Genomic DNA, 19,509 nt, shown 5'->3' on the forward strand with positions numbered 1-19,509 from the left:
GGGGGTGTTGGGGGGGGCCTGGGGGGGGGCTGGGGAGATTGGGCCCGGGGGGGGCCGGGGGCGCCCCCTCACCCGGCACAACCCCCGGCGGGGTGGCCGGAACCAACAGGTTCCGGCCACCCCGGCGGCACGTTTCTGCTCAACGGCCGGAGGCCGTCGGGCTCAGTTCTCCTCGTGGGAGACGGCGCGGCGCGCGTCCGCGTCCAGGACGCCCCAGCTGATCAGCTGTTCGGTCAGGACCGAGGGCGACTGGTCGTAGATGACGGCGAGAGTGCGCAGGTCGTCCTGGCGGATCGACAGCACCTTGCCGTTGTAGTCGCCGCGCTGGGACTGGATCGTCGCGGCATAGCGCTGGAGGGGGCCCGCCTTCTCGGCCGGCACATGGGCCAGCCGCTCAAGGTCGAGGACGAGCTTCGGCGGCGGCTCGGCGGCCCCGCCCGGCGTGGTGCCCGGCAGCAGCTCCTGCACCGGAACCCCGTAGAAATCCGCCAGCTCGGCGAGGCGCTGTACGGTCACGGCACGATCGCCGCGCTCGTACGAACCGACCACGACCGCCTTCCAGCGTCCCTGGGACTTCTCCTCGACACCGTGGAGGGAAAGGCCCTGCTGGGTGCGGATCGCCCGGAGCTTGGCCCCGAGCTGTTTGGCGTATTCGCTGGACATATAGCTCCCGGACACAGTGTCGACGTGCGGACGAGCCGCGCGGCTGGTGACTCACTGTGAGGTTACGCAGCGTTACTCTTCCCCGTCAAGCCGAACGGTGCGGCCCGGCTCCTCCACCGGAGTCGACATGCGGTTACGGCACACGGGTGACGCATGGCGCCACTGGGGTGATCAGGCGCGTTGCATGTACTGGTACCGTGGATGGCGCAATTCCGACGTCCTTTAATGATCCGTCCTGTGAGGCGGAGAAGGAGGTCCGTTTCCTATGGACTCAGAGCACGACAAGCAGCAGTACGAGGCCGGCGCACGGCCCGTTCTGGAAGCCCCCGACATCGCGCGGGTGCTGACCCGCATCGCCCACGAGATCGTCGAACGCGCCAAGGGCGCCGACGACGTGGTGCTCCTCGGCATTCCGACCCGGGGCGTCTTCCTCGCCCAGCGGCTCGCCGCCAAGCTGGCGGAGATCACCGATCGCAAGATCCCGGTCGGCTCGCTCGACATCACCATGTACCGCGACGACCTGCGTATGCACCCGCCGCGTGCGCTGGCCCGCACCGACATCCCGGGTGACGGCCTCGACGGCAGACTGGTCGTCCTCGTCGACGACGTGCTCTTCTCCGGCCGCACCATCCGCGCCGCCCTCGACGCCCTGAACGACCTCGGGCGCCCCCGCGCGGTGCAGCTCGCGGTCCTCGTCGACCGCGGTCACCGCGAACTGCCCATCCGCGCCGACTACGTCGGCAAGAACCTCCCCACGTCGCTGCGGGAGACGGTCAAGGTCCAGCTCGCCGAGGAGGACGGTCGGGACACCGTGCTCCTCGGTGTGAAGCAGACCGCTCCGGGCGCGCAGAAGTAGCACGCGGGCGTACGTCCCTTTCGTGCGCCCTGCTCCTGCGTCCCCGCCTGCCCGAATTCTCCTGTTCTCGTGCCCTGAACTTCCTTACGGAGCCTGAAAGATGCAGCGTCATCTCATCTCGGCCGCCGACCTCACCCGCGACGACGCCGTCCTGATCCTCGACACCGCCGAGGAGATGGCCCGGGTCGCCGACCGGCCGATCAAGAAACTGCCGACCCTGCGCGGCCGTACTGTCGTCAATCTCTTCTTCGAGGACTCGACGCGGACCCGGATCTCCTTCGAGGCCGCCGAGAAGCGCCTCTCCGCGGACGTCATCAACTTCACCGCCAAGGGGTCGAGCGTCTCCAAGGGCGAGTCCCTGAAGGACACCGCCCAGACCCTGGAGGCCATGGGCGTCGACGCGGTCGTCATCCGGCACGGCGCCTCCGGGGCCCCGTACCGGCTCGCCACCTCCGGCTGGATCGACGCGGTCGTCATCAACGCCGGTGACGGGACGCACCAGCACCCGACGCAGGCCCTGCTGGACGCCTTCACCATGCGGCGCCGACTGGTCGGCCGGGACGCGGGCATCGGCCAGGACCTCGCAGGCAAGCGGATCACCCTGGTCGGCGACATCCTGCACAGCCGGGTCGCCCGCTCCAACGTCGACCTGCTGCACACCCTCGGCGCGGAAGTCACGCTCGTCGCCCCGCCGACCCTCGTGCCGGTCGGCGTCGAGAGCTGGCCCTGCGAGGTCTCGTACGACCTGGACAGCACCCTTCCGAAGTCCGACGCGGTGATGCTGCTGCGCGTGCAGCGGGAGCGCATGAACGCGGCGTTCTTCCCGACCGAGCGCGAGTACTCGCGGCGCTACGGCCTCGACGGTGACCGTATGGCGCGAATGCCGGAGCACGCCATCGTGATGCACCCCGGGCCGATGGTCCGCGGTATGGAGATCACCGCGGAGGTCGCCGACTCTGAGCGCTGCACCGCCATCGAGCAGGTCACCAATGGGGTCTCCATCCGGATGGCCGTGCTCTATCTGCTGCTCGGCGGCAACGAACCCGCCGTCACCCACACCCGTACCGAGGAGAAGTAAGACACATGAGCAAGATCCTTATTCGTGGTGCGCGGGTGCTCGGCGGCGAGTCGCAGGACGTGCTGATCGACGGCGGGACCATCGCCGCCGTCGGCGCCGGTCTGTCCGCCGAGGGCGCTGAAATCGTCGAGGCCGACGGAAAGGTGCTGCTGCCGGGCCTCGTCGACCTGCACACGCATCTGCGGGAGCCGGGGCGCGAGGACTCCGAGACCGTGCTGACCGGGACCCGGGCGGCGGCGAGCGGCGGTTTCACGGCCGTGTTCGCCATGGCCAACACCTTCCCGGTCGCCGACACCGCCGGTGTGGTCGAGCAGGTCTACCGGCTCGGGCAGGAGCACGGCTACTGCGATGTGCAGCCCATTGGTGCGGTGACGGTCGGTCTGGAGGGCAAGAAGCTCGCCGAGCTGGGCGCCATGCACGAGTCGGCGGCCGGTGTCACCGTCTTCTCCGACGACGGCAAGTGCGTCGACGACGCCGTGATCATGCGGCGCGCGCTGGAGTACGTGAAGGCCTTCGGCGGGGTCGTCGCCCAGCACGCGCAGGAGCCGCGGCTGACCGAGGGCGCCCAGATGAACGAGGGCGTCGTCTCGGCGGAGCTGGGGCTCGGGGGGTGGCCCGCGGTCGCCGAGGAGTCGGTCATCGCGCGCGATGTGCTGCTCGCCGAGCACGTCGGGTCCCGCGTCCACATCTGCCACCTGTCGACCGCCGGGTCCGTCGAGATCGTCCGCTGGGCCAAGTCCCGGGGCATCGACGTCACCGCCGAGGTGACCCCGCACCACCTCCTCCTCACCGACGAGCTGGTCCGGACGTACAACCCGGTCTACAAGGTGAACCCGCCGCTGCGCACCGAGCGGGATGTGCTGGCCCTGCGCGAGGCACTCGCCGACGGCACGATCGACATCGTCGCCACCGACCACGCCCCGCACCCGCACGAGGACAAGGACTGCGAGTGGGCCGCCGCCGCCATGGGCATGGTCGGCCTGGAGACCGCGTTGTCAGTGGTCCAGGAGACGATGGTGGACACCGGACTGCTGGACTGGGCGACCGTCGCCGACCGTATGTCCTTCGCCCCCGCGCGCATCGGGCGGGCGACGGGCCACGGACGCCCCGTCTCGGCAGGTGAGCCCGCCAACCTCACGCTCGTCGACACGGCATACCGTGGGTCCGTGGACCCCGCGGGCTTCGCCTCCCGCAGCCGCAACACCCCGTACGAGGGCCGTGAGCTGCCGGGCCGTGTCACGCACACGTGGCTCCGGGGCAAGGCCACGCTCGTCGACGGGAAGCTCGCGTGACATCACTGCCGCAACTGACGTACATCGCCGCCGAACAGAAGTCGGCCGAGGTGACGGACTGGGCCGCCCGGGTGGGCTGGCTGGTCGGGCTCGCGCTCTTCGTCGCGCTCATCTACTGGCTGATGCGCGAGGGCTGGAAGTGGCGCGGCACGCTCCAGGGCGACCTGCCCGAGCTCCCCGTCGCGCCGGACGGGCCCGGCGAGGCGAGACTGACTGTGTTGTCGATGAGCGGGCGCTACCACGGCTCCACCACCGCGGGGCAGTGGCTGGACCGCATCGTCGCGCACGGCCTGGGCACCCGCAGCCGGGTCGAGCTGACTCTGACGGACGCGGGACTGGACGTCGTACGCCCCGGGGCGGCCGACTTCTTCGTCCCGCTGGCGGCGCTGCGCGAGGCCCGGCTCGACAAGGGCATCGCGGGCAAGGTCCTCACGGAGGGCGGCCTGCTGATCGTCACCTGGGCGCACGGCGACCGGCTGATCGACTCGGGGTTCCGCTCCGACACGGCGGCCGAGCACAACCAGTGGGTCGAGACCCTGACCCAGCTGATCGACACAACGGAAAACAACAAGCCGGAAACGGAAGGCGCACGATGACGACCTCCACAAGGGGGACCACCAAGGTTCCCGCCGTACTCGTCCTGGAGGACGGCCGGGTCTTCCGCGGCCGTGCCTACGGGGCCGTGGGGGTGACCTTCGGGGAAGCCGTCTTCTCCACCGGCATGACCGGCTACCAGGAGACCCTCACCGACCCGTCGTACCACCGTCAGGTGGTGGTGATGACCGCCCCGCACATCGGCAACACCGGCGTCAACGACGAGGACCCCGAATCGCAGCGGATCTGGGTCGCGGGCTATGTCGTGCGGGACCCCGCGCGCGTGCCCTCCAACTGGCGCTCCCGGCGCTCCCTGGACGAGGAACTGCGCAAGCAGGGCGTGGTCGGCATCTCCGGCATCGACACGCGCGCGTTGACGCGCCATCTGCGCGAGCGCGGTGCCATGCGCGTCGGCATCTTCTCCGGCAACGCCTTGCCCGACGAAGGCACGATGCTCACCGAGGTGCGCCAGGCCCCCGAGATGGCGGGCGCCGACCTCTCGGCGGAGGTCGCCACCAAGGAGGCGTACGTCGTCCCCGCGATCGGTGAGAAGAAGTTCACCGTCGCCGCCGTCGACCTCGGCATCAAGGGCATGACCCCGCACCGGATGGCCGAGCGCGGCATCGAGGTGCATGTGCTGCCCGCGACGGCGACCGTGGAGGATGTGTACGCCGTGAACCCCGACGGGGTGTTCTTCTCCAACGGGCCGGGCGACCCGGCCACCGCCGACCACCCCGTCGCCGTGATGCGGGCGGTCCTGGAGCGCGGTACGCCGCTCTTCGGCATCTGCTTCGGCAACCAGATCCTGGGCCGTGCGCTCGGCTTCGGCACCTACAAGCTGAAGTACGGCCACCGGGGCATCAACCAGCCCGTGCAGGACCGTACGACCGGCAAGGTCGAGGTCACCGCCCACAACCACGGCTTCGCCGTGGACGCGCCGCTCGACCGGGTCTCCGAGACGCCGTTCGGGCGCGCGGAGGTCTCGCATGTCTGTCTGAACGACCAGGTCGTGGAAGGGCTCCAGCTGCTCGACCGGCCCGCGTTCAGTGTCCAGTACCACCCCGAAGCGGCTGCGGGCCCGCACGACGCCGCCTACCTGTTCGACCGCTTCACGTCGTTGATGAGCACCGTCCAGATGGAGGGCCAGCGTGCCTAAGCGCACCGATATCCAGTCCGTCCTGGTCATCGGCTCCGGCCCGATCGTCATCGGCCAGGCCGCCGAGTTCGACTACTCCGGCACCCAGGCGTGCCGCATCCTGCGCGCCGAGGGCATCCGGGTCATCCTGGTCAACTCCAACCCGGCGACGATCATGACCGACCCGGAGATCGCCGACGCCACGTACGTCGAGCCGATCACCCCGGAGTTCGTCGAGAAGATCATCGCCAAGGAGCGGCCGGACGCCCTGCTGCCGACGCTCGGTGGCCAGACCGCCCTCAACACCGCGATCTCCATGCACGAGCAGGGTGTGCTGGAGAAGTATGGTGTCGAGCTGATCGGCGCCAATGTCGAGGCGATCAACAAGGGCGAGGACCGGGACCTCTTCAAGGGTGTCGTCGAGGCCGTCCGCGCCAAGATCGGGCACGGTGAGTCCGCCCGTTCGGTCATCTGCCACACCATGGACGACGTGATCGGGGGCGTCGAGACGCTCGGCGGCTACCCCGTCGTCGTCCGGCCCTCCTTCACCATGGGCGGCGCCGGTTCCGGCTTCGCGCACGACGAGGAGGAGCTGCGCCGCATCGCCGGCCAGGGCCTGACCCTGTCTCCCACCACCGAGGTGCTCCTGGAGGAGTCCATCCTCGGCTGGAAGGAGTACGAGCTGGAGCTGATGCGCGACAAGAACGACAACGTAGTTGTCGTCTGCTCCATCGAGAACTTCGACCCCATGGGTGTGCACACCGGCGACTCGATCACTGTGGCGCCCTCGATGACGCTGACCGACCGCGAGTACCAGCGCCTTCGCGACATCGGCATCGCGATCATCCGTGAGGTCGGTGTCGACACCGGCGGCTGCAACATCCAGTTCGCGGTCAACCCGGACGACGGCCGCATCATCGTCATCGAGATGAACCCGCGCGTGTCACGGTCCTCGGCCCTCGCGTCGAAGGCGACCGGCTTCCCGATCGCCAAGATCGCCGCCAAGCTGGCCGTCGGCTACACCCTCGACGAGATCCCGAACGACATCACGGAGAAGACCCCCGCCTCCTTCGAACCGACGCTCGACTACGTCGTCGTGAAGGCCCCGCGGTTCGCCTTCGAGAAGTTCCCGAGCGCCGACTCCACCCTCACCACGACCATGAAGTCGGTCGGCGAGGCCATGGCCATCGGCCGCAACTTCACCGAGGCCCTCCAGAAGGCGCTGCGGTCGCTGGAGAAGAAGGGCAGCCAGTTCACGTTCGTCGGCGAGCCCGGCGACAAGGCGGAGCTGCTGGCCGAGTCCGTGCGGCCGACCGACGGGCGCATCAACACCGTCATGCAGGCCGTCCGCGCGGGCGCCACGCCCGAGGAGGTCTTCGAGGCCACGAAGATCGACCCGTGGTTCGTCGACCAGCTGTTCCTGATCAAGGAGATCGCGGACGAACTGGCCGCGGCGGAGCGTCTGAACCCCGAACTCCTGGCCGAGGCCAAGCGGCACGGCTTCTCCGACCAGCAGATCGGCGAGATCCGCGGGCTGCGCGAGGACGTCGTACGCGAGGTGCGGCACGCGCTGGGCGTGCGCCCGGTGTACAAGACGGTCGACACCTGCGCCGCCGAGTTCGCGGCCAAGACGCCGTACTTCTACTCCTCGTACGACGAGGAGACCGAGGTGGCGAGCCGCGAGAAGCCGGCCGTCATCATCCTCGGCTCCGGCCCCAACCGCATCGGCCAGGGCATCGAGTTCGACTACTCGTGCGTCCACGCCTCCTTCGCGCTGAGCGACGCGGGCTACGAGACCGTGATGGTCAACTGCAACCCGGAGACCGTCTCCACGGACTACGACACCTCCGACCGCCTGTACTTCGAGCCGCTCACGCTCGAAGACGTGCTGGAGATCGTCCACGCGGAGTCGCTGGCCGGCCCGATCGCGGGCGTGATCGTGCAGCTCGGCGGTCAGACCCCGCTGGGCCTCGCCCAGGCCCTCAAGGACAACGGCGTACCGGTCGTGGGCACCCCGCCCGAGGCCATCCACGCGGCCGAGGACCGGGGCGCCTTCGGCCGGGTCCTGGCTGAGGCGGGCCTCCCGGCTCCCAAGCACGGCACGGCGACCACCTTCGCCGAGGCCAAGGCCATCGCGGACGAGATCGGCTATCCGGTCCTCGTACGGCCGTCGTACGTCCTCGGCGGGCGCGGCATGGAGATCGTCTACGACGAGACCCGGCTGTCGTCCTACATCGCCGAGTCGACCGAGATCAGCCCCTCCCGGCCCGTCCTGGTCGACCGCTTCCTCGACGACGCCATCGAGATCGACGTCGACGCCCTGTACGACGGCGAGGAGCTGTACCTCGGCGGTGTCATGGAGCACATCGAGGAGGCCGGCATCCACTCCGGCGACTCGGCGTGCGCGCTGCCCCCGATCACGCTGGGCGGCTTCGACATCAAGCGGCTGCGGGCCTCGACCGAGGCCATCGCCAAGGGTGTCGGGGTGCGCGGCCTGATCAACATCCAGTTCGCCATGGCCGGCGACATCCTCTACGTGCTGGAGGCCAACCCGCGCGCGTCCCGTACGGTCCCCTTCACGTCGAAGGCGACCGCGGTGCCGCTCGCGAAGGCCGCCGCCCGGATCTCGCTCGGCGCGACCGTCGCCGAACTGCGGGCCGAGGGACTGCTTCCGGCAACCGGTGACGGCGGCGAACTGCCGCTGGACGCGCCGATCTCCGTCAAGGAGGCCGTCATGCCCTGGAACCGCTTCCGCGACACCTCCGGGCGTGGCGTCGACACCGTGCTCGGCCCGGAGATGCGGTCCACCGGCGAGGTCATGGGCATCGACTCCGCCTTCGGTACGGCGTACGCCAAGTCGCAGGCCGGGGCGTACGGCCCGCTGCCGACGAAGGGGCGCGCGTTCATCTCGGTCGCCAACCGGGACAAGCGTTCGATGATCTTCCCGGCGCGCGAACTGGTCGCCCACGGCTTCGAGCTGCTCGCCACCTCCGGCACGGCCGAGGTCCTCAAGCGCAACGGCCTCAACGCGAAGATCGTCCGAAAGCAGTCCGAGGGCCCCGGTCCCAACGGTGAGAAGACCATCGTCCAGCTCATCCATGACGGCGAGGTCGACCTCATCGTCAACACCCCGTACGGCACCGGAGGCCGCCTCGACGGCTACGAGATCCGTACGGCGGCCGTGGCGCGGTCCGTACCGTGCCTCACGACCGTCCAGGCGCTCGCAGCGGCCGTCCAGGGCATCGACGCCCTCAACCACGGTGACGTGGGCGTGCGTTCACTCCAGGAACACGCCGAACATCTGACCGCGGCCCGCGACTAGCAGCCAGGAGGGGGACACCGGAAACGGTGTCCCCCTCTTCATGAGGCCTCACCGCGAGGCCGTAGCGAGGACACACACCATGTACAAGCTTTTCTTCCGACTGGTCTTCAAGCGGATGGATCCCGAAGAGGCCCACCACCTCGCCTTCCGCTGGATCCGCCTCGCCGTCCGCGTCCCCGTGCTGCGCACCTTCGTCGCCGCCGCCCTCGCACCGCGGTACGAGGAACTGCGCACCGAGGCCTTCGGACTGCGGATGCACGGGCCCTTCGGGCTCGCGGCCGGCTTCGACAAGAACGCGGTCGCGATCGACGGGATGTCGATGCTCGGCTTCGACCACGTCGAGATCGGCACGGTCACGGGGGAGGCGCAGCCAGGCAACCCCAAGAAGCGGCTGTTCCGCCTTGTGCCGGACCGGGCGCTCATCAACCGCATGGGGTTCAACAACGAGGGTTCGCTGGCCGTGGCGGCCCGTCTGGCGAGCCGTGAGGCGGTCTTCAGGACCGTCGTCGGCGTCAACATCGGCAAGACCAAGGCCGTCCCCGAGGACGAGGCCGTCGCCGACTACGTGAAGTCGACCGAGCGACTGGCGGCGTACGCCGACTACCTCGTCGTCAACGTCAGCTCGCCCAACACGCCCGGCCTGCGCAACCTCCAGGCCACCGAGGCGCTGCGCCCGCTGCTGAGCGCCGTCCGCGAGGCCGCCGACCGTACGGTGACCTCGCGCCGGGTCCCGCTGCTGGTGAAGATCGCGCCCGACCTCGCCGACGAGGACGTGGACGCCGTCGCCGACCTCGCCGTCGAACTGGGCCTGGACGGGATCATCGCCACGAACACCACCATCGCGCGCGAGGGACTCGGTCTGACCTCCGAGCCCACCCTGGTGAAGGAGACCGGCGGCCTCTCCGGCGCACCCCTGAAGACACGCTCCCTGGAGGTCCTGCGGCGCCTCTACGCGCGCGTGGGCGACCGGATCACCCTGGTGGGCGTCGGCGGCGTCGAGAACGCCGAGGACGCCTGGCAGCGCATCCTCGCCGGTGCCACCCTCGTACAGGGCTACAGCGCCTTCGTCTACGAGGGCCCGTTCTGGGGCCGGGCCATCCACAAGGGGCTCGCCGCCCGCCTCCGTACGAGCCCGTACGCCACGCTCGCCGACGCGGTCGGCGCCGACGTAAGGAAGACGCGATGACTGTCCTGGACCCCTTCGGCGCCCGCCTGCGCCGCGCCATGGACGAGCGTGGCCCGCTCTGTGTAGGCATCGACCCGCATGCCTCGCTGCTCCACGACTGGGGGCTGAACGACGACGTCGCCGGCCTGGAGCGGTTCAGCCGCACCGTCGTCGAGGCGCTGGCCGGGCGGGTCGCGGTGGTCAAGCCGCAGAGCGCCTTCTTCGAGCGGTTCGGGTCGCGCGGGGTCGCCGTGCTGGAGAAGACGGTCCAGGAGGCGCGGGAGGCCGGCGCGCTGGTCGTGATGGACGCCAAGCGCGGTGACATCGGCTCCACCATGGCCGCGTACGCCGCCGCCTTCCTGGAGAAGGGCGCGCCGCTGTTCTCGGACGCGCTCACCGTCTCGCCGTATCTCGGCTACGGCTCGCTGAAGCCGGCCGTCGACCTCGCGCGCGAGAGCGGCGCGGGACTGTTCGTGCTGGCGCTGACGTCCAACCCCGAGGGCGGCCAGGTGCAGCACGCCGTCCGCGAGGACGGTCTGAACGTCGGCGCGACCATGCTGGCGTACCTCGCAGCGGAGAACGCGGGGGAGCGGCCCATGGGTTCCTTCGGCGCGGTCGTCGGCGCCACGCTCGGCGACCTCTCGTCCTACGACCTCGACATCAACGGACCTCTTCTCGCGCCCGGAGTCGGTGCCCAGGGGGCGTCTCCGGCCGATCTTCCCGGCGTGTTCGGGGCTGCCCTGCGCAACGTGGTTCCGAACATCAGCCGAGGTGTTCTACGTCACGGTCCGGATCCGGCCGCGCTGCGCGACGCCTCGGACCGCTTCGCGGACGAGATTCGCGCCGCTGTCGCGGCCGCCTGAGGTGTTCGCACAGGTCGGCGGAGTCCTCCGATGAGTGACTTCAGGCCGCGTTGAGCCTGAATACATTCTCAAATCCGGGGCAATATGCCCGAAATATCCGACCTGGCGAAGGCTGACCAGGACTTTTCCGCTGTTCTCGCTGACTCTGGCGGACTTGGCCGCTAGTCTCCGACGAGAGTCAACGAGCAAGAGTGTTTGCTCGTAGCTCACCAGGTGTGGGGCGATCAGTTCCTCACCGGTCCGTATCCGACAGTTCGACATCCGAGGTGACGTAGGCGTGGCTCTTCCGCCCCTTACCCCTGAACAGCGCGCAGCCGCGCTCGAAAAGGCCGCCGCGGCTCGCCGGGAGCGGGCCGAGGTCAAGAATCGACTCAAGCACTCCGGCGCCTCCCTTCACGAGGTCATCAAGCAGGGCCAGGAGAACGACGTCATCGGCAAGATGAAGGTCTCCGCCCTGCTTGAATCGCTGCCTGGCGTGGGCAAGGTCCGCGCCAAGCAGATCATGGAGCGACTCGGTATCTCCGAGAGCCGCCGGGTGCGTGGCCTCGGGTCCAACCAGATCGCCTCCCTGGAGCGCGAGTTCGGCAGCACCGGCTCCTGAGTCCTGGCACCCCGGGATTCCTGGAATAATCGCCGCATGGCTGCAACATTCCGGGGGACGACCCCCGAGCCCCCGGACGTACGTCCGCGACTGACCGTGCTCTCCGGCCCCTCAGGGGTCGGCAAGAGCACGGTCGTCGCCCATATGCGCAAGGCACACCCCGAGGTCTGGCTCTCGGTGTCGGCGACGACCCGCAAGCCACGCCCCGGCGAGAAGCACAGCGTCCACTACTTCTTCGTCACCGACGAGGAGATGGACAAGCTGATCGCCAACGGCGAGCTTCTGGAGTGGGCCGAATTCGCCGGCAACCGCTACGGCACACCGCGTGCGGCTGTGCTGGAGCGGCTGGAGTCCGGTGAACCGGTCCTCCTGGAGATCGACCTCCAGGGCGCCCGACAGGTCCGTGAGTCCCTGTCGGACGCCCTGCTGGTGTTCCTGGCTCCTCCCTCCTGGGAGGAGCTGGTGCGCAGACTGACCGGGCGGGGCACCGAACCGCCCGAGGTGATCGAGCGCCGCCTTGAGGCGGCCAAGATCGAACTGGCTGCCGAGCCGGAGTTCGACGAGACCCTGGTCAACACCTCCGTCGAGGATGTAGCGCGCGAGCTGCTAGCCTTGATGGAAGTTGTGTGATCGTTTTCGATCCCATCCCACCTTTCGGAAGGCAGAGCGTGTCCTCTTCCATCTCCACGCCCGAGGGCATCATCAACCCTCCGATCGACGAGCTCCTCGAAGCCACCGACTCGAAGTACAGCCTGGTGATCTACGCGGCCAAGCGTGCCCGCCAGATCAACGCGTACTACTCGCAGCTCGGCGAGGGCCTCCTTGAGTACGTCGGTCCGCTGGTCGACACCCACGTCCACGAGAAGCCGCTCTCGATCGCCCTGCGTGAGATCAACGCGGGTCTGCTGACGTCCGAGGCCGTTGAGGGTCCCGCGCAGTAGTATTTTCAACTTTCGGTTGACTTATCCACAGGCCCGGCAGCGCAGCTGTCGGGCCTGTGGTGTGTCATAGACCCGTACGCCGGTGAGCCGTGGCGTGCGCGTTCCGCGTATCGAGTCAGGGGAGGCCCGGTGGGCAAGCCGAAGGTCGTACTGGGGGTCAGTGGCGGTATCGCCGCGTACAAGGCCTGTGAGCTGCTGCGGAGACTGACGGAGTCGGGCCATGACGTCCGGGTCGTCCCCACCGCCTCGGCTTTGCACTTCGTCGGCGCCGCCACCTGGTCCGCGCTCTCCGGCCACCCCGTCTCGACGGAGGTCTGGGACGACGTCCACGAGGTCCCGCACGTCCGCATCGGCCAGCAGGCGGACCTGGTGATCGTGGCCCCGGCGACGGCCGACACGCTCGCGAAGGCGGCCCACGGCCTGGCCGACGACCTGCTGACGAACACACTCCTCACCGCCCGGTGTCCGGTCGTCTTCGCCCCCGCCATGCACACGGAGATGTGGGAGCACCCGGCCACCCAGGAGAACGTGGCGACACTGCGCCGCCGGGGCGCCCTCGTCATCGAACCGGCCGTGGGGCGCCTCACCGGCGTCGACACCGGCAAGGGGCGCCTGCCCGACCCGGCCGCGATCTTCGAGGTCTGCCGCCGGGTGCTGGCCCGGGGCGTGCGAGAACCCGACCTCGTCGGCCGGCACGTCGTCGTCAGCGCCGGCGGCACCCGCGAACCCCTCGACCCCGTCCGCTTCCTCGGCAACCGCTCATCCGGCAAGCAGGGCTACGCACTCGCCCGTACGGCCGCCGCGCGGGGCGCCCGGGTCACCCTCATCGCGGCGAACACCGGAATGCCGGACCCTGCGGGCGTGGACGTCGTCCCCGTGGGGACGGCCGTCCAACTGCGCGAGGCCGTACTGAAGGCGGTCGCGGACGCCGACGCCGTGGTGATGGCCGCGGCGGTCGCGGACTTCCGCCCGGCGGCCTACGCGGCCGGAAAGATCAAGAAGAAGGACGGGAAGGACCCGGAACCCGTCACCCTGGTCCGGAATCCAGACATTCTCGCGGAGATCTCGACCGACCGCGCCCGCGCCGGCCAGGTGGTCGTCGGCTTCGCCGCCGAGACGGACGACGTCCTCGCGAACGGCCGTACGAAGCTGCGGCGCAAGGGATGCGACCTGCTGGTGGTCAATGAGGTGGGGGAGCGGCGGACCTTCGGTTCGGAGGAGAACGAGGCCGTCGTGCTGGGCGCCGACGGCAGCGAAACCCTTGTGCCGCATGGTCCGAAGGAGGCGCTGGCCGAGATCGTGTGGGATCTGGTTGCCGGTCGCCTGGACTGAATGGTTCATTCGCGCGCAGATCCCTCGTGACTGATCCTTGCTGTCCCCTATGACCCCTCCTGCCCCCTCCCACCTCGTACTTCGGGGCGTGGCGACCCTGGCGTACACCGCTCGGTATTGGACAGAATGCCCGTGCCGCAGGTCACAGCGCTTCCGAGAGGCGAGACGGAGGGGCCGATGACCGGGTGCGACCGATAAACTGTCCTCGGACGACGCCGGGCGCAGCTCCCGACCCGTCCGCCAATGATCAGCCAGCAGCCGCTGCAACCTCAGGGAGCGTTGTGTCCCGTCGCCTTTTCACCTCGGAGTCAGTGACCGAAGGTCACCCCGACAAGATCGCTGACCAGATCAGCGACACGATTCTCGACGCGCTTCTGCGCGAAGACCCCACGTCCCGCGTCGCTGTCGAGACGCTGATCACCACCGGCCTGGTGCATGTGGCCGGCGAGGTCACCACCAAGGCCTACGCGCCCATCCCGCAACTGGTGCGCGACAAGATCCTGGAGATCGGCTACGACTCCTCGAAGAAGGGCTTCGACGGCGCCTCCTGCGGCGTGTCGGTGTCGATCGGCTCGCAGTCGCCGGACATCGCGCAGGGCGTGGACACGGCGTACGAGCAGCGCGTCGAGGGTGATGAGGACGAACTCGACAAGCAGGGCGCCGGCGACCAGGGCCTGATGTTCGGCTACGCGACGGACGAGACCCCGGAGCTGATGCCGCTCCCGATCCACCTCGCGCACCGTCTCTCGAAGCGCCTGTCCGAGGTCCGCAAGAACGGGACGATCCCGTACCTGCGCCCCGACGGCAAGACCCAGGTCACCATCGAGTACGACGGCGACAAGGCGGTCCGCCTGGACACCGTCGTCGTCTCCTCGCAGCACGCGAGCGACATCGACCTGGACTCCCTCCTCGCCCCCGACATCCGCGAGTTCGTGGTGGAGGTCGAGCTGAAGGCCCTCCTCGACGACGGCATCAAGCTGGAGACCGAGGGCTACCGCCTCCTGGTCAACCCCACCGGCCGCTTCGAGATCGGCGGCCCGATGGGCGACGCCGGCCTCACCGGCCGCAAGATCATCATCGACACGTACGGCGGCATGGCCCGCCACGGCGGCGGCGCCTTCTCGGGCAAGGACCCGTCCAAGGTGGACCGCTCGGCGGCGTACGCGATGCGCTGGGTCGCGAAGAACGTCGTCGCCGCGGGTCTGGCCTCGCGCTGCGAGGTCCAGGTCGCGTACGCGATCGGCAAGGCCGAGCCGGTGGGCCTGTTCGTGGAGACCTTCGGCACCCACAAGGTCGACCCGGAGAAGATCGAGGCCGCGATCACGACGGTCTTCGACCTCCGCCCGGCCGCGATCATCCGCGACCTCGACCTGCTCCGCCCGATCTACGCCCAGACGGCCGCGTACGGCCACTTCGGTCGCGAGCTGCCCGACTTCACGTGGGAGCGGACGGACCGGGTGGAGGCGCTGCGGAAGGCTGTGGGGCTGTAAGGGTCCGGATCGCTTTTCAGTAGGTGTGCGAGGCCCGGTGCCCCTCAGGGGCACCGGTCCTTGGCGTGTCAGGTGGTGGGTTCGTCGGCGGGGGCGTTGCTTTCCGGCGGAGTAGGCCCGGCCCCGTTCGTGTGCGGTGGTACGGGTCGGCCGCCGAACCGGCGACGTCTCTCCTCGGCAGTCACGGCGTCCCTGGAAGCGATCGCCATCGCGACCTGGTCGGCGATGAGTGCGCTCTGCGCCTTGTTGATCGACTCCATGAGGCGTGCGGCGAACTCACGTGAAATGGCCCTGCATGCGTCCGAGTAGATGCGGCTGAGGACGGGATACCGGGCGTCGGACGCGTCGACCAGGATCTCCACGGCCGCGTCCGTCCGGTGATGATCTCCCGGTGCGTACGGTGCGGTTGCTTCGGTGGAGACTCGCCGCCGCCCGTTGTCAGTGGCGTTTGGTAAAAATGCAAGCGTGAGCAGCGAGAACGGGCAGGAGCGGGGGAGCGGGGGTGCCGACGGGGTGCCGCCCGAGCAGCTCGCGTTGATTCGGGAGAGTGTGCGGCAGGCCAAGGAGCCGCGGGCCAAGCCGCGGACCTGGCGGGGGGCTGCGCTGGCCAAGGAGTTGTCCGTCGCGCGGGTGCTGGTCGACAAAGGCGTGCTGCATCTTGACCGGTACTTCGACTATGCCGTGCCCGCGGAGCTGGATGCCGACGCGCAGCCCGGGGTTCGGGTGCGGGTCCGGTTCGGGGCCGGGCGGCATCGCGTGCGGGACGGGCGGCGTGAGGGTGGGGGGCTCATCGACGGGTTCCTTGTCGAGCGGCTCGCCGAGTCCGACTACTCGGGGCCGCTGGCCGCGCTGGCGCAGGTCGTGTCGCCCGAGGTCGTGCTGAGCGAGGACCTGCTGTCGCTGGCCCGGGCCGTTGCCGACCGGTACGCGGGCAGCCTTGCCGATGTGCTGCAACTGGCCGTACCGCCGCGGAACGCCCGGGCCGAGAAGGCGTCCTCGGCGGCTGCCCTCCCCGCGCCAGGGGTGCCTGACGCGGGGACCTGGGCGCGGTACGAGCGAGGGGGCGCGTTTCTTGAGGCGCTGGCCTCCGGGGGGGCGCCGCGTGCCGTGTGGAACGCGTTGCCCGGGCCCGAGTGGAGCGAGGAGGTGGCGCGGGCCGTCGGCGCGACGCTCGCCTCCGGGCGCGGGGCGCTCGTCGTCGTGCCGGACGGGCGGGCCGTCGGACGGGTCGACGCCGCGCTGACCGCTCTCCTGGGGAAGGGACGGCACGCGGTGCTCACCGCCGACGCCGGGCCCGAGAAGCGATACCGGGAGTGGCTCGCGGTGCGGCGGGGGGCCGTCCGGGCGGTGGTCGGGACCCGGGCCGCCATGTTCGCGCCCGTACGGGATCTGGGGCTTGTCGCGCTCTGGGACGACGGGGACGACAGCCACAGTGAGCCGCACGCTCCGCAGCCCCATGCGCGTGAAGTGCTGTTGCTGCGGGCCGCGCAGGACAAGTGCGGCTTCTTGCTGGGGAGTTGGAGCTGCACGGTGGAGGCCGCCCAGCTGGTCGAGAGCGGGTGGGCGCGGCCGTTGGTGGCGGGGCGGGAACAGGTGCGGGGGGCCGCTCCGCTCGTGCGGACCGTGGGGGACGGGGATTTTGCCCGGGACGAGGCCGCCCGGGCCGCCCGGTTGCCGTCCCTCGCCTGGCAGGTGGCGCGGGAGGGGCTGCGGCACGGGCCGGTGCTGGTGCAGGTGCCCCGGCGGGGGTACGTACCGCGGATGGCCTGTGCCCGGTGCCGGGAGCCCGCGCGGTGCCGGCACTGTGCCGGGCCGTTGGAGGCGCGGGACGCGGGGGCGCCGTGGTGCGTGTGGTGCGGGCTGGAGGAGACCGGCTGGCACTGTCCGGAGTGCGGCGGGTTCCGGCTGCGGGCGCAGGTCGTGGGTGCGCGGCGGACGGCCGAGGAGCTGGGGCGGGCGTTTCCGGCTGTGCCGGTGCGGACGTCCGGGCGTGAACATGTGCTCGACACGGTTCCGGGGACGCCCGCGCTCGTCGTCAGCACGCCGGGCGCGGAGCCCGTCGCCGAGGGCGGGTACGCGGCTGCCCTGCTGCTCGACGGCTGGGCCATGCTCGGGCGGCCCGATCTGCGGGCCGGGGAGGACGCACTGCGGCGGTGGATGGCTGCTGCGGCGCTGGTACGAGGGCAGGGCGTACGGGGGGAGGGGGCACCCGGAGGGACGGTGGTGGTGGTCGCCGAGCCCACCCTGCGGCCGGTGCAGGCGCTGGTGCGGTGGGATCCCGTCGGACACGCGGTGCGCGAGCTCGCGGAGCGCGCCGAGCTCGGGTTTCCGCCGGTGTCCCGGATGGCGTCGGTGGCCGGGTCGGCGGAGGCCGTCGCCGGGTTCCTCGCGGCGGCCGAACTGCCGCTGGACGCCGAGGTGTTGGGGCCGGTGCCGCTGCCCGTCACGCCGGCCGGGCGGCCCCGCCGGGCGGGGGCACCGCCGCCGGGGGAGCAGTGGGTACGGGCGTTGGTCCGGGTGCCACCGGGGAGCGGCGCCGCGCTGGCCGCCGCGCTGAAGGCGGCGCAGGCCGCGCGAATGGCCAGGGCCGGACGGGGCGGGGAGGAGAGCGTCTGGGTGCGGATCGATCCTCCGGACATCGGGTGAGGATCGGGCGTCCGGTGGAGGCTGGGAACGGGGCGCAGTCGGGGATCGGGTGGGGCTTGGACCGGGGTCTGAGGTGGGGAGTGGGGATCTGGTGGGAGTGGACCGAGTGGCACCGAGGCACCAGGTGGTTGGTGCTGGGTGGGAGGTCGGGACTGGGTCTGAGGTGGGAAGCGCGGACTTGGTGGGGCTGGTCCTGGGCCCGGGGTGGGCCGGGGACCCGGGGCGGTTGGGGCTGGGTATGAAGGTGGAACTTGACTCGGGGCGGGGCGGGGCGGGGCGGGGCGGGGCGGGGCGGGGCGGGGCGGGGAACGGGGAACGGGGATCTGGCGGGACTGGACCTGGGGCAGGCCGGGGGCCTGAGATTTGGTGGGTTGGTTGTGGAGGCGGAACAGGACCTGAGGTGGGATCCGGAGGTCTGGTGGGACTGGCACCTGGGGCGGGCCGGGGCCTGGGATCTGGTGGGTTGGTTGTGGAGGCGGAACAGGACCTGAAGTGGGATCCGGAGGTCTGGTGGGACTGGCACCCGGGGCGGGCCGGGGCCTGGGATCTGGTGGGTTGGTTGTGGAGGCGGAACAGGACCTGAAGTGGGATCCAGGGGTCGGGTCGGTACTGGACCCGGGGTGGGCGCCGGGCGTCGGATGAGGTGGTGGGGGCAAGTCGTTGGGGGCTTGCGTGGCTCTGCCCTCCCGGGTGTGGTGCGGGAGGGCAGAGGGTGAGGTGGGGCGTGGGTTGGGTCAGCCGTTGCGTGGGCCCGGGAATGCGGTGGGCCTGGCCTCGTCGCGGAGGGTCGGGCTGCCTGCCGTCGGCTGGGTCGGCATCGAACGGGCCGCGGGGACCGTCGGCACCGTGGGCATGCCGGTGCCGACGCCGGCGACCGTGCCGACGCTGACCGCGCGGGTGCCCGAGTTCTCCGTGGCGCGTTCGGCCTCGGCGGCTGCCTGGGCGGTGGCGCGGCGGGCGCCGTAACGGCGGTGGACCGCCTGCTTGGTGACCCCGAGCGCGGAGCCCACCGCGTCCCAGGAGAAGCCCAGTGAGCGGTCGAAGTCCACGGCGGCCGTGACGAGGGTTTCGACGCTGTCCCGGAGTTCCTGGGCGAGGCGGACGGTCGGGGCGGGGGCGCGTCCGTAGACGACGAAGCCCGTGGAGGGGCCGGAGCGGCGCGGGCGGTAGACGTTGCCCAGTTGGGCGGTCAGGGTGCGCAGTGCGTCCACCTGCCGGCGGACCCGCTCGATGTCCCGCACCAGCAAGTGCAGGCTTGCCCGAGCCTGGGCGTCGTGGGTTGCGTGGTCGGCCATGAACAAGCCTCTCGAACCGGCGTTGAAAAGGATCGGGCCGCGCGAGGTGCGGCCCGTTGTGGTCAACTCTTTCTTGACCAACGCGATTTTGCGTGAGTGGTCACGGTGCGGGGGCGTAGGGGCATATGCGTACGCCCCCTGGAGTGCGGTGCCCTCCTCTCCCACACACGCTTCCCAGGCACGCTCCACCGGTTGGTTCCGAGCGGCCGGCGCCCCCTCCCTGCTGCGCCCTTCCG

At 70.4% G+C, this 19,509-nt stretch carries 17 protein-coding genes; 14 read left to right on the forward strand and 3 right to left on the reverse strand.

All coding sequences use genetic code 11. The annotated features are described in order from the left end of the window. Positions 1–162: 162 nt before the first annotated feature. A complete protein-coding gene (gene bldD, locus ACH4TV_RS19440) occupies positions 163–663 on the reverse strand; it encodes a transcriptional regulator BldD (protein ID WP_019059743.1) in 501 nt (166 codons plus the stop codon). A 265-nt stretch (positions 664–928) separates the two neighbouring features. Here bldD and pyrR point away from each other — a divergent pair, with 265 nt between their 5' ends. The 13 genes from pyrR to metK all read left to right on the forward strand — a co-directional run bounded on the left by pyrR (position 929) and on the right by metK (position 15,332). Next, on the forward strand, positions 929–1,519 hold the full coding sequence (gene pyrR, locus ACH4TV_RS19445; RefSeq protein WP_398399565.1) for a bifunctional pyr operon transcriptional regulator/uracil phosphoribosyltransferase PyrR: 591 nt from the start codon (positions 929–931) through the stop codon (positions 1,517–1,519). Positions 1,520–1,619: 100 nt separating this feature from the next. Next, positions 1,620–2,597 carry an aspartate carbamoyltransferase catalytic subunit gene (locus ACH4TV_RS19450; RefSeq protein WP_164408620.1) on the forward strand — a complete coding sequence of 326 codons (978 nt, stop codon included), beginning with the start codon at positions 1,620–1,622 and terminating at the stop codon, positions 2,595–2,597. A gap of 5 nt (positions 2,598–2,602) precedes the next feature. Next, positions 2,603–3,889, forward strand: coding sequence for a dihydroorotase (locus ACH4TV_RS19455; protein WP_398399567.1), 1,287 nt, complete (start codon positions 2,603–2,605; stop codon positions 3,887–3,889). After that, complete coding sequence (locus tag ACH4TV_RS19460) at positions 3,886–4,485, forward strand: hypothetical protein (RefSeq protein WP_398399569.1); 600 nt, start codon at positions 3,886–3,888, stop codon at positions 4,483–4,485. The genes ACH4TV_RS19455 and ACH4TV_RS19460 overlap by 4 nt, the downstream gene beginning before the upstream one ends. Continuing rightward, complete coding sequence (carA, locus tag ACH4TV_RS19465) at positions 4,482–5,639, forward strand: glutamine-hydrolyzing carbamoyl-phosphate synthase small subunit (RefSeq protein WP_398399571.1); 1,158 nt, start codon at positions 4,482–4,484, stop codon at positions 5,637–5,639. Before ACH4TV_RS19460 ends, carA begins: the two co-directional genes overlap by 4 nt. Next, positions 5,632–8,940, forward strand: a complete 3,309-nt coding sequence (gene carB / locus ACH4TV_RS19470) for a carbamoyl-phosphate synthase large subunit (RefSeq protein ID WP_398399573.1) — start codon at positions 5,632–5,634, stop codon at positions 8,938–8,940. Before carA ends, carB begins: the two co-directional genes overlap by 8 nt. A gap of 79 nt (positions 8,941–9,019) precedes the next feature. Continuing rightward, the gene (locus ACH4TV_RS19475; RefSeq protein WP_398399575.1) at positions 9,020–10,126 is read left to right on the forward strand and encodes a quinone-dependent dihydroorotate dehydrogenase; all 1,107 of its coding nucleotides are present in this window, start codon (positions 9,020–9,022) and stop codon (positions 10,124–10,126) included. Next, positions 10,123–10,968: an orotidine-5'-phosphate decarboxylase gene (gene pyrF / locus ACH4TV_RS19480; protein WP_398399577.1), complete on the forward strand. Its 846-nt coding sequence runs from the start codon at positions 10,123–10,125 to the stop codon at positions 10,966–10,968. The genes ACH4TV_RS19475 and pyrF overlap by 4 nt, the downstream gene beginning before the upstream one ends. 277 nt (positions 10,969–11,245) lie before the next feature. After that, entirely contained in the window at positions 11,246–11,569 is a 324-nt protein-coding gene (locus ACH4TV_RS19485) for an integration host factor (protein ID WP_003977346.1), read from the forward strand. 36 nt (positions 11,570–11,605) lie between these two features. Then, entirely contained in the window at positions 11,606–12,199 is a 594-nt protein-coding gene (gmk, locus tag ACH4TV_RS19490; RefSeq protein WP_398399579.1) for a guanylate kinase, read from the forward strand. A gap of 38 nt (positions 12,200–12,237) precedes the next feature. Beyond that, complete coding sequence (gene rpoZ, locus ACH4TV_RS19495; protein ID WP_006382157.1) at positions 12,238–12,510, forward strand: DNA-directed RNA polymerase subunit omega; 273 nt, start codon at positions 12,238–12,240, stop codon at positions 12,508–12,510. Positions 12,511–12,639: 129 nt separating this feature from the next. Beyond that, positions 12,640–13,842 (forward strand): bifunctional phosphopantothenoylcysteine decarboxylase/phosphopantothenate--cysteine ligase CoaBC, encoded by a 1,203-nt coding sequence (gene coaBC / locus ACH4TV_RS19500; RefSeq protein ID WP_398399581.1) that lies wholly within the window; start codon positions 12,640–12,642, stop codon positions 13,840–13,842. Positions 13,843–14,123: 281 nt separating this feature from the next. Next, the gene (metK, locus tag ACH4TV_RS19505; protein WP_398399583.1) at positions 14,124–15,332 is read left to right on the forward strand and encodes a methionine adenosyltransferase; all 1,209 of its coding nucleotides are present in this window, start codon (positions 14,124–14,126) and stop codon (positions 15,330–15,332) included. A 68-nt stretch (positions 15,333–15,400) separates the two neighbouring features. Here the strand turns inward: metK and ACH4TV_RS19510 are convergent, their stop codons facing one another. Beyond that, entirely contained in the window at positions 15,401–15,694 is a 294-nt protein-coding gene (locus ACH4TV_RS19510; RefSeq protein WP_398399585.1) for a hypothetical protein, read from the reverse strand. A gap of 103 nt (positions 15,695–15,797) precedes the next feature. Here ACH4TV_RS19510 and ACH4TV_RS19515 point away from each other — a divergent pair, with 103 nt between their 5' ends. Further along, complete coding sequence (locus ACH4TV_RS19515) at positions 15,798–17,978, forward strand: primosomal protein N' (RefSeq protein WP_398399587.1); 2,181 nt, start codon at positions 15,798–15,800, stop codon at positions 17,976–17,978. 734 nt (positions 17,979–18,712) lie between these two features. Here the strand turns inward: ACH4TV_RS19515 and ACH4TV_RS19520 are convergent. After that, entirely contained in the window at positions 18,713–19,273 is a 561-nt protein-coding gene (locus tag ACH4TV_RS19520; protein ID WP_398399589.1) for a hypothetical protein, read from the reverse strand. Positions 19,274–19,509 lie beyond the last annotated feature (236 nt).

The sequence above is a fragment of the Streptomyces sp. NPDC020898 genome, assembly GCF_044333925.1.
Classification (GTDB): domain Bacteria; phylum Actinomycetota; class Actinomycetes; order Streptomycetales; family Streptomycetaceae; genus Streptomyces.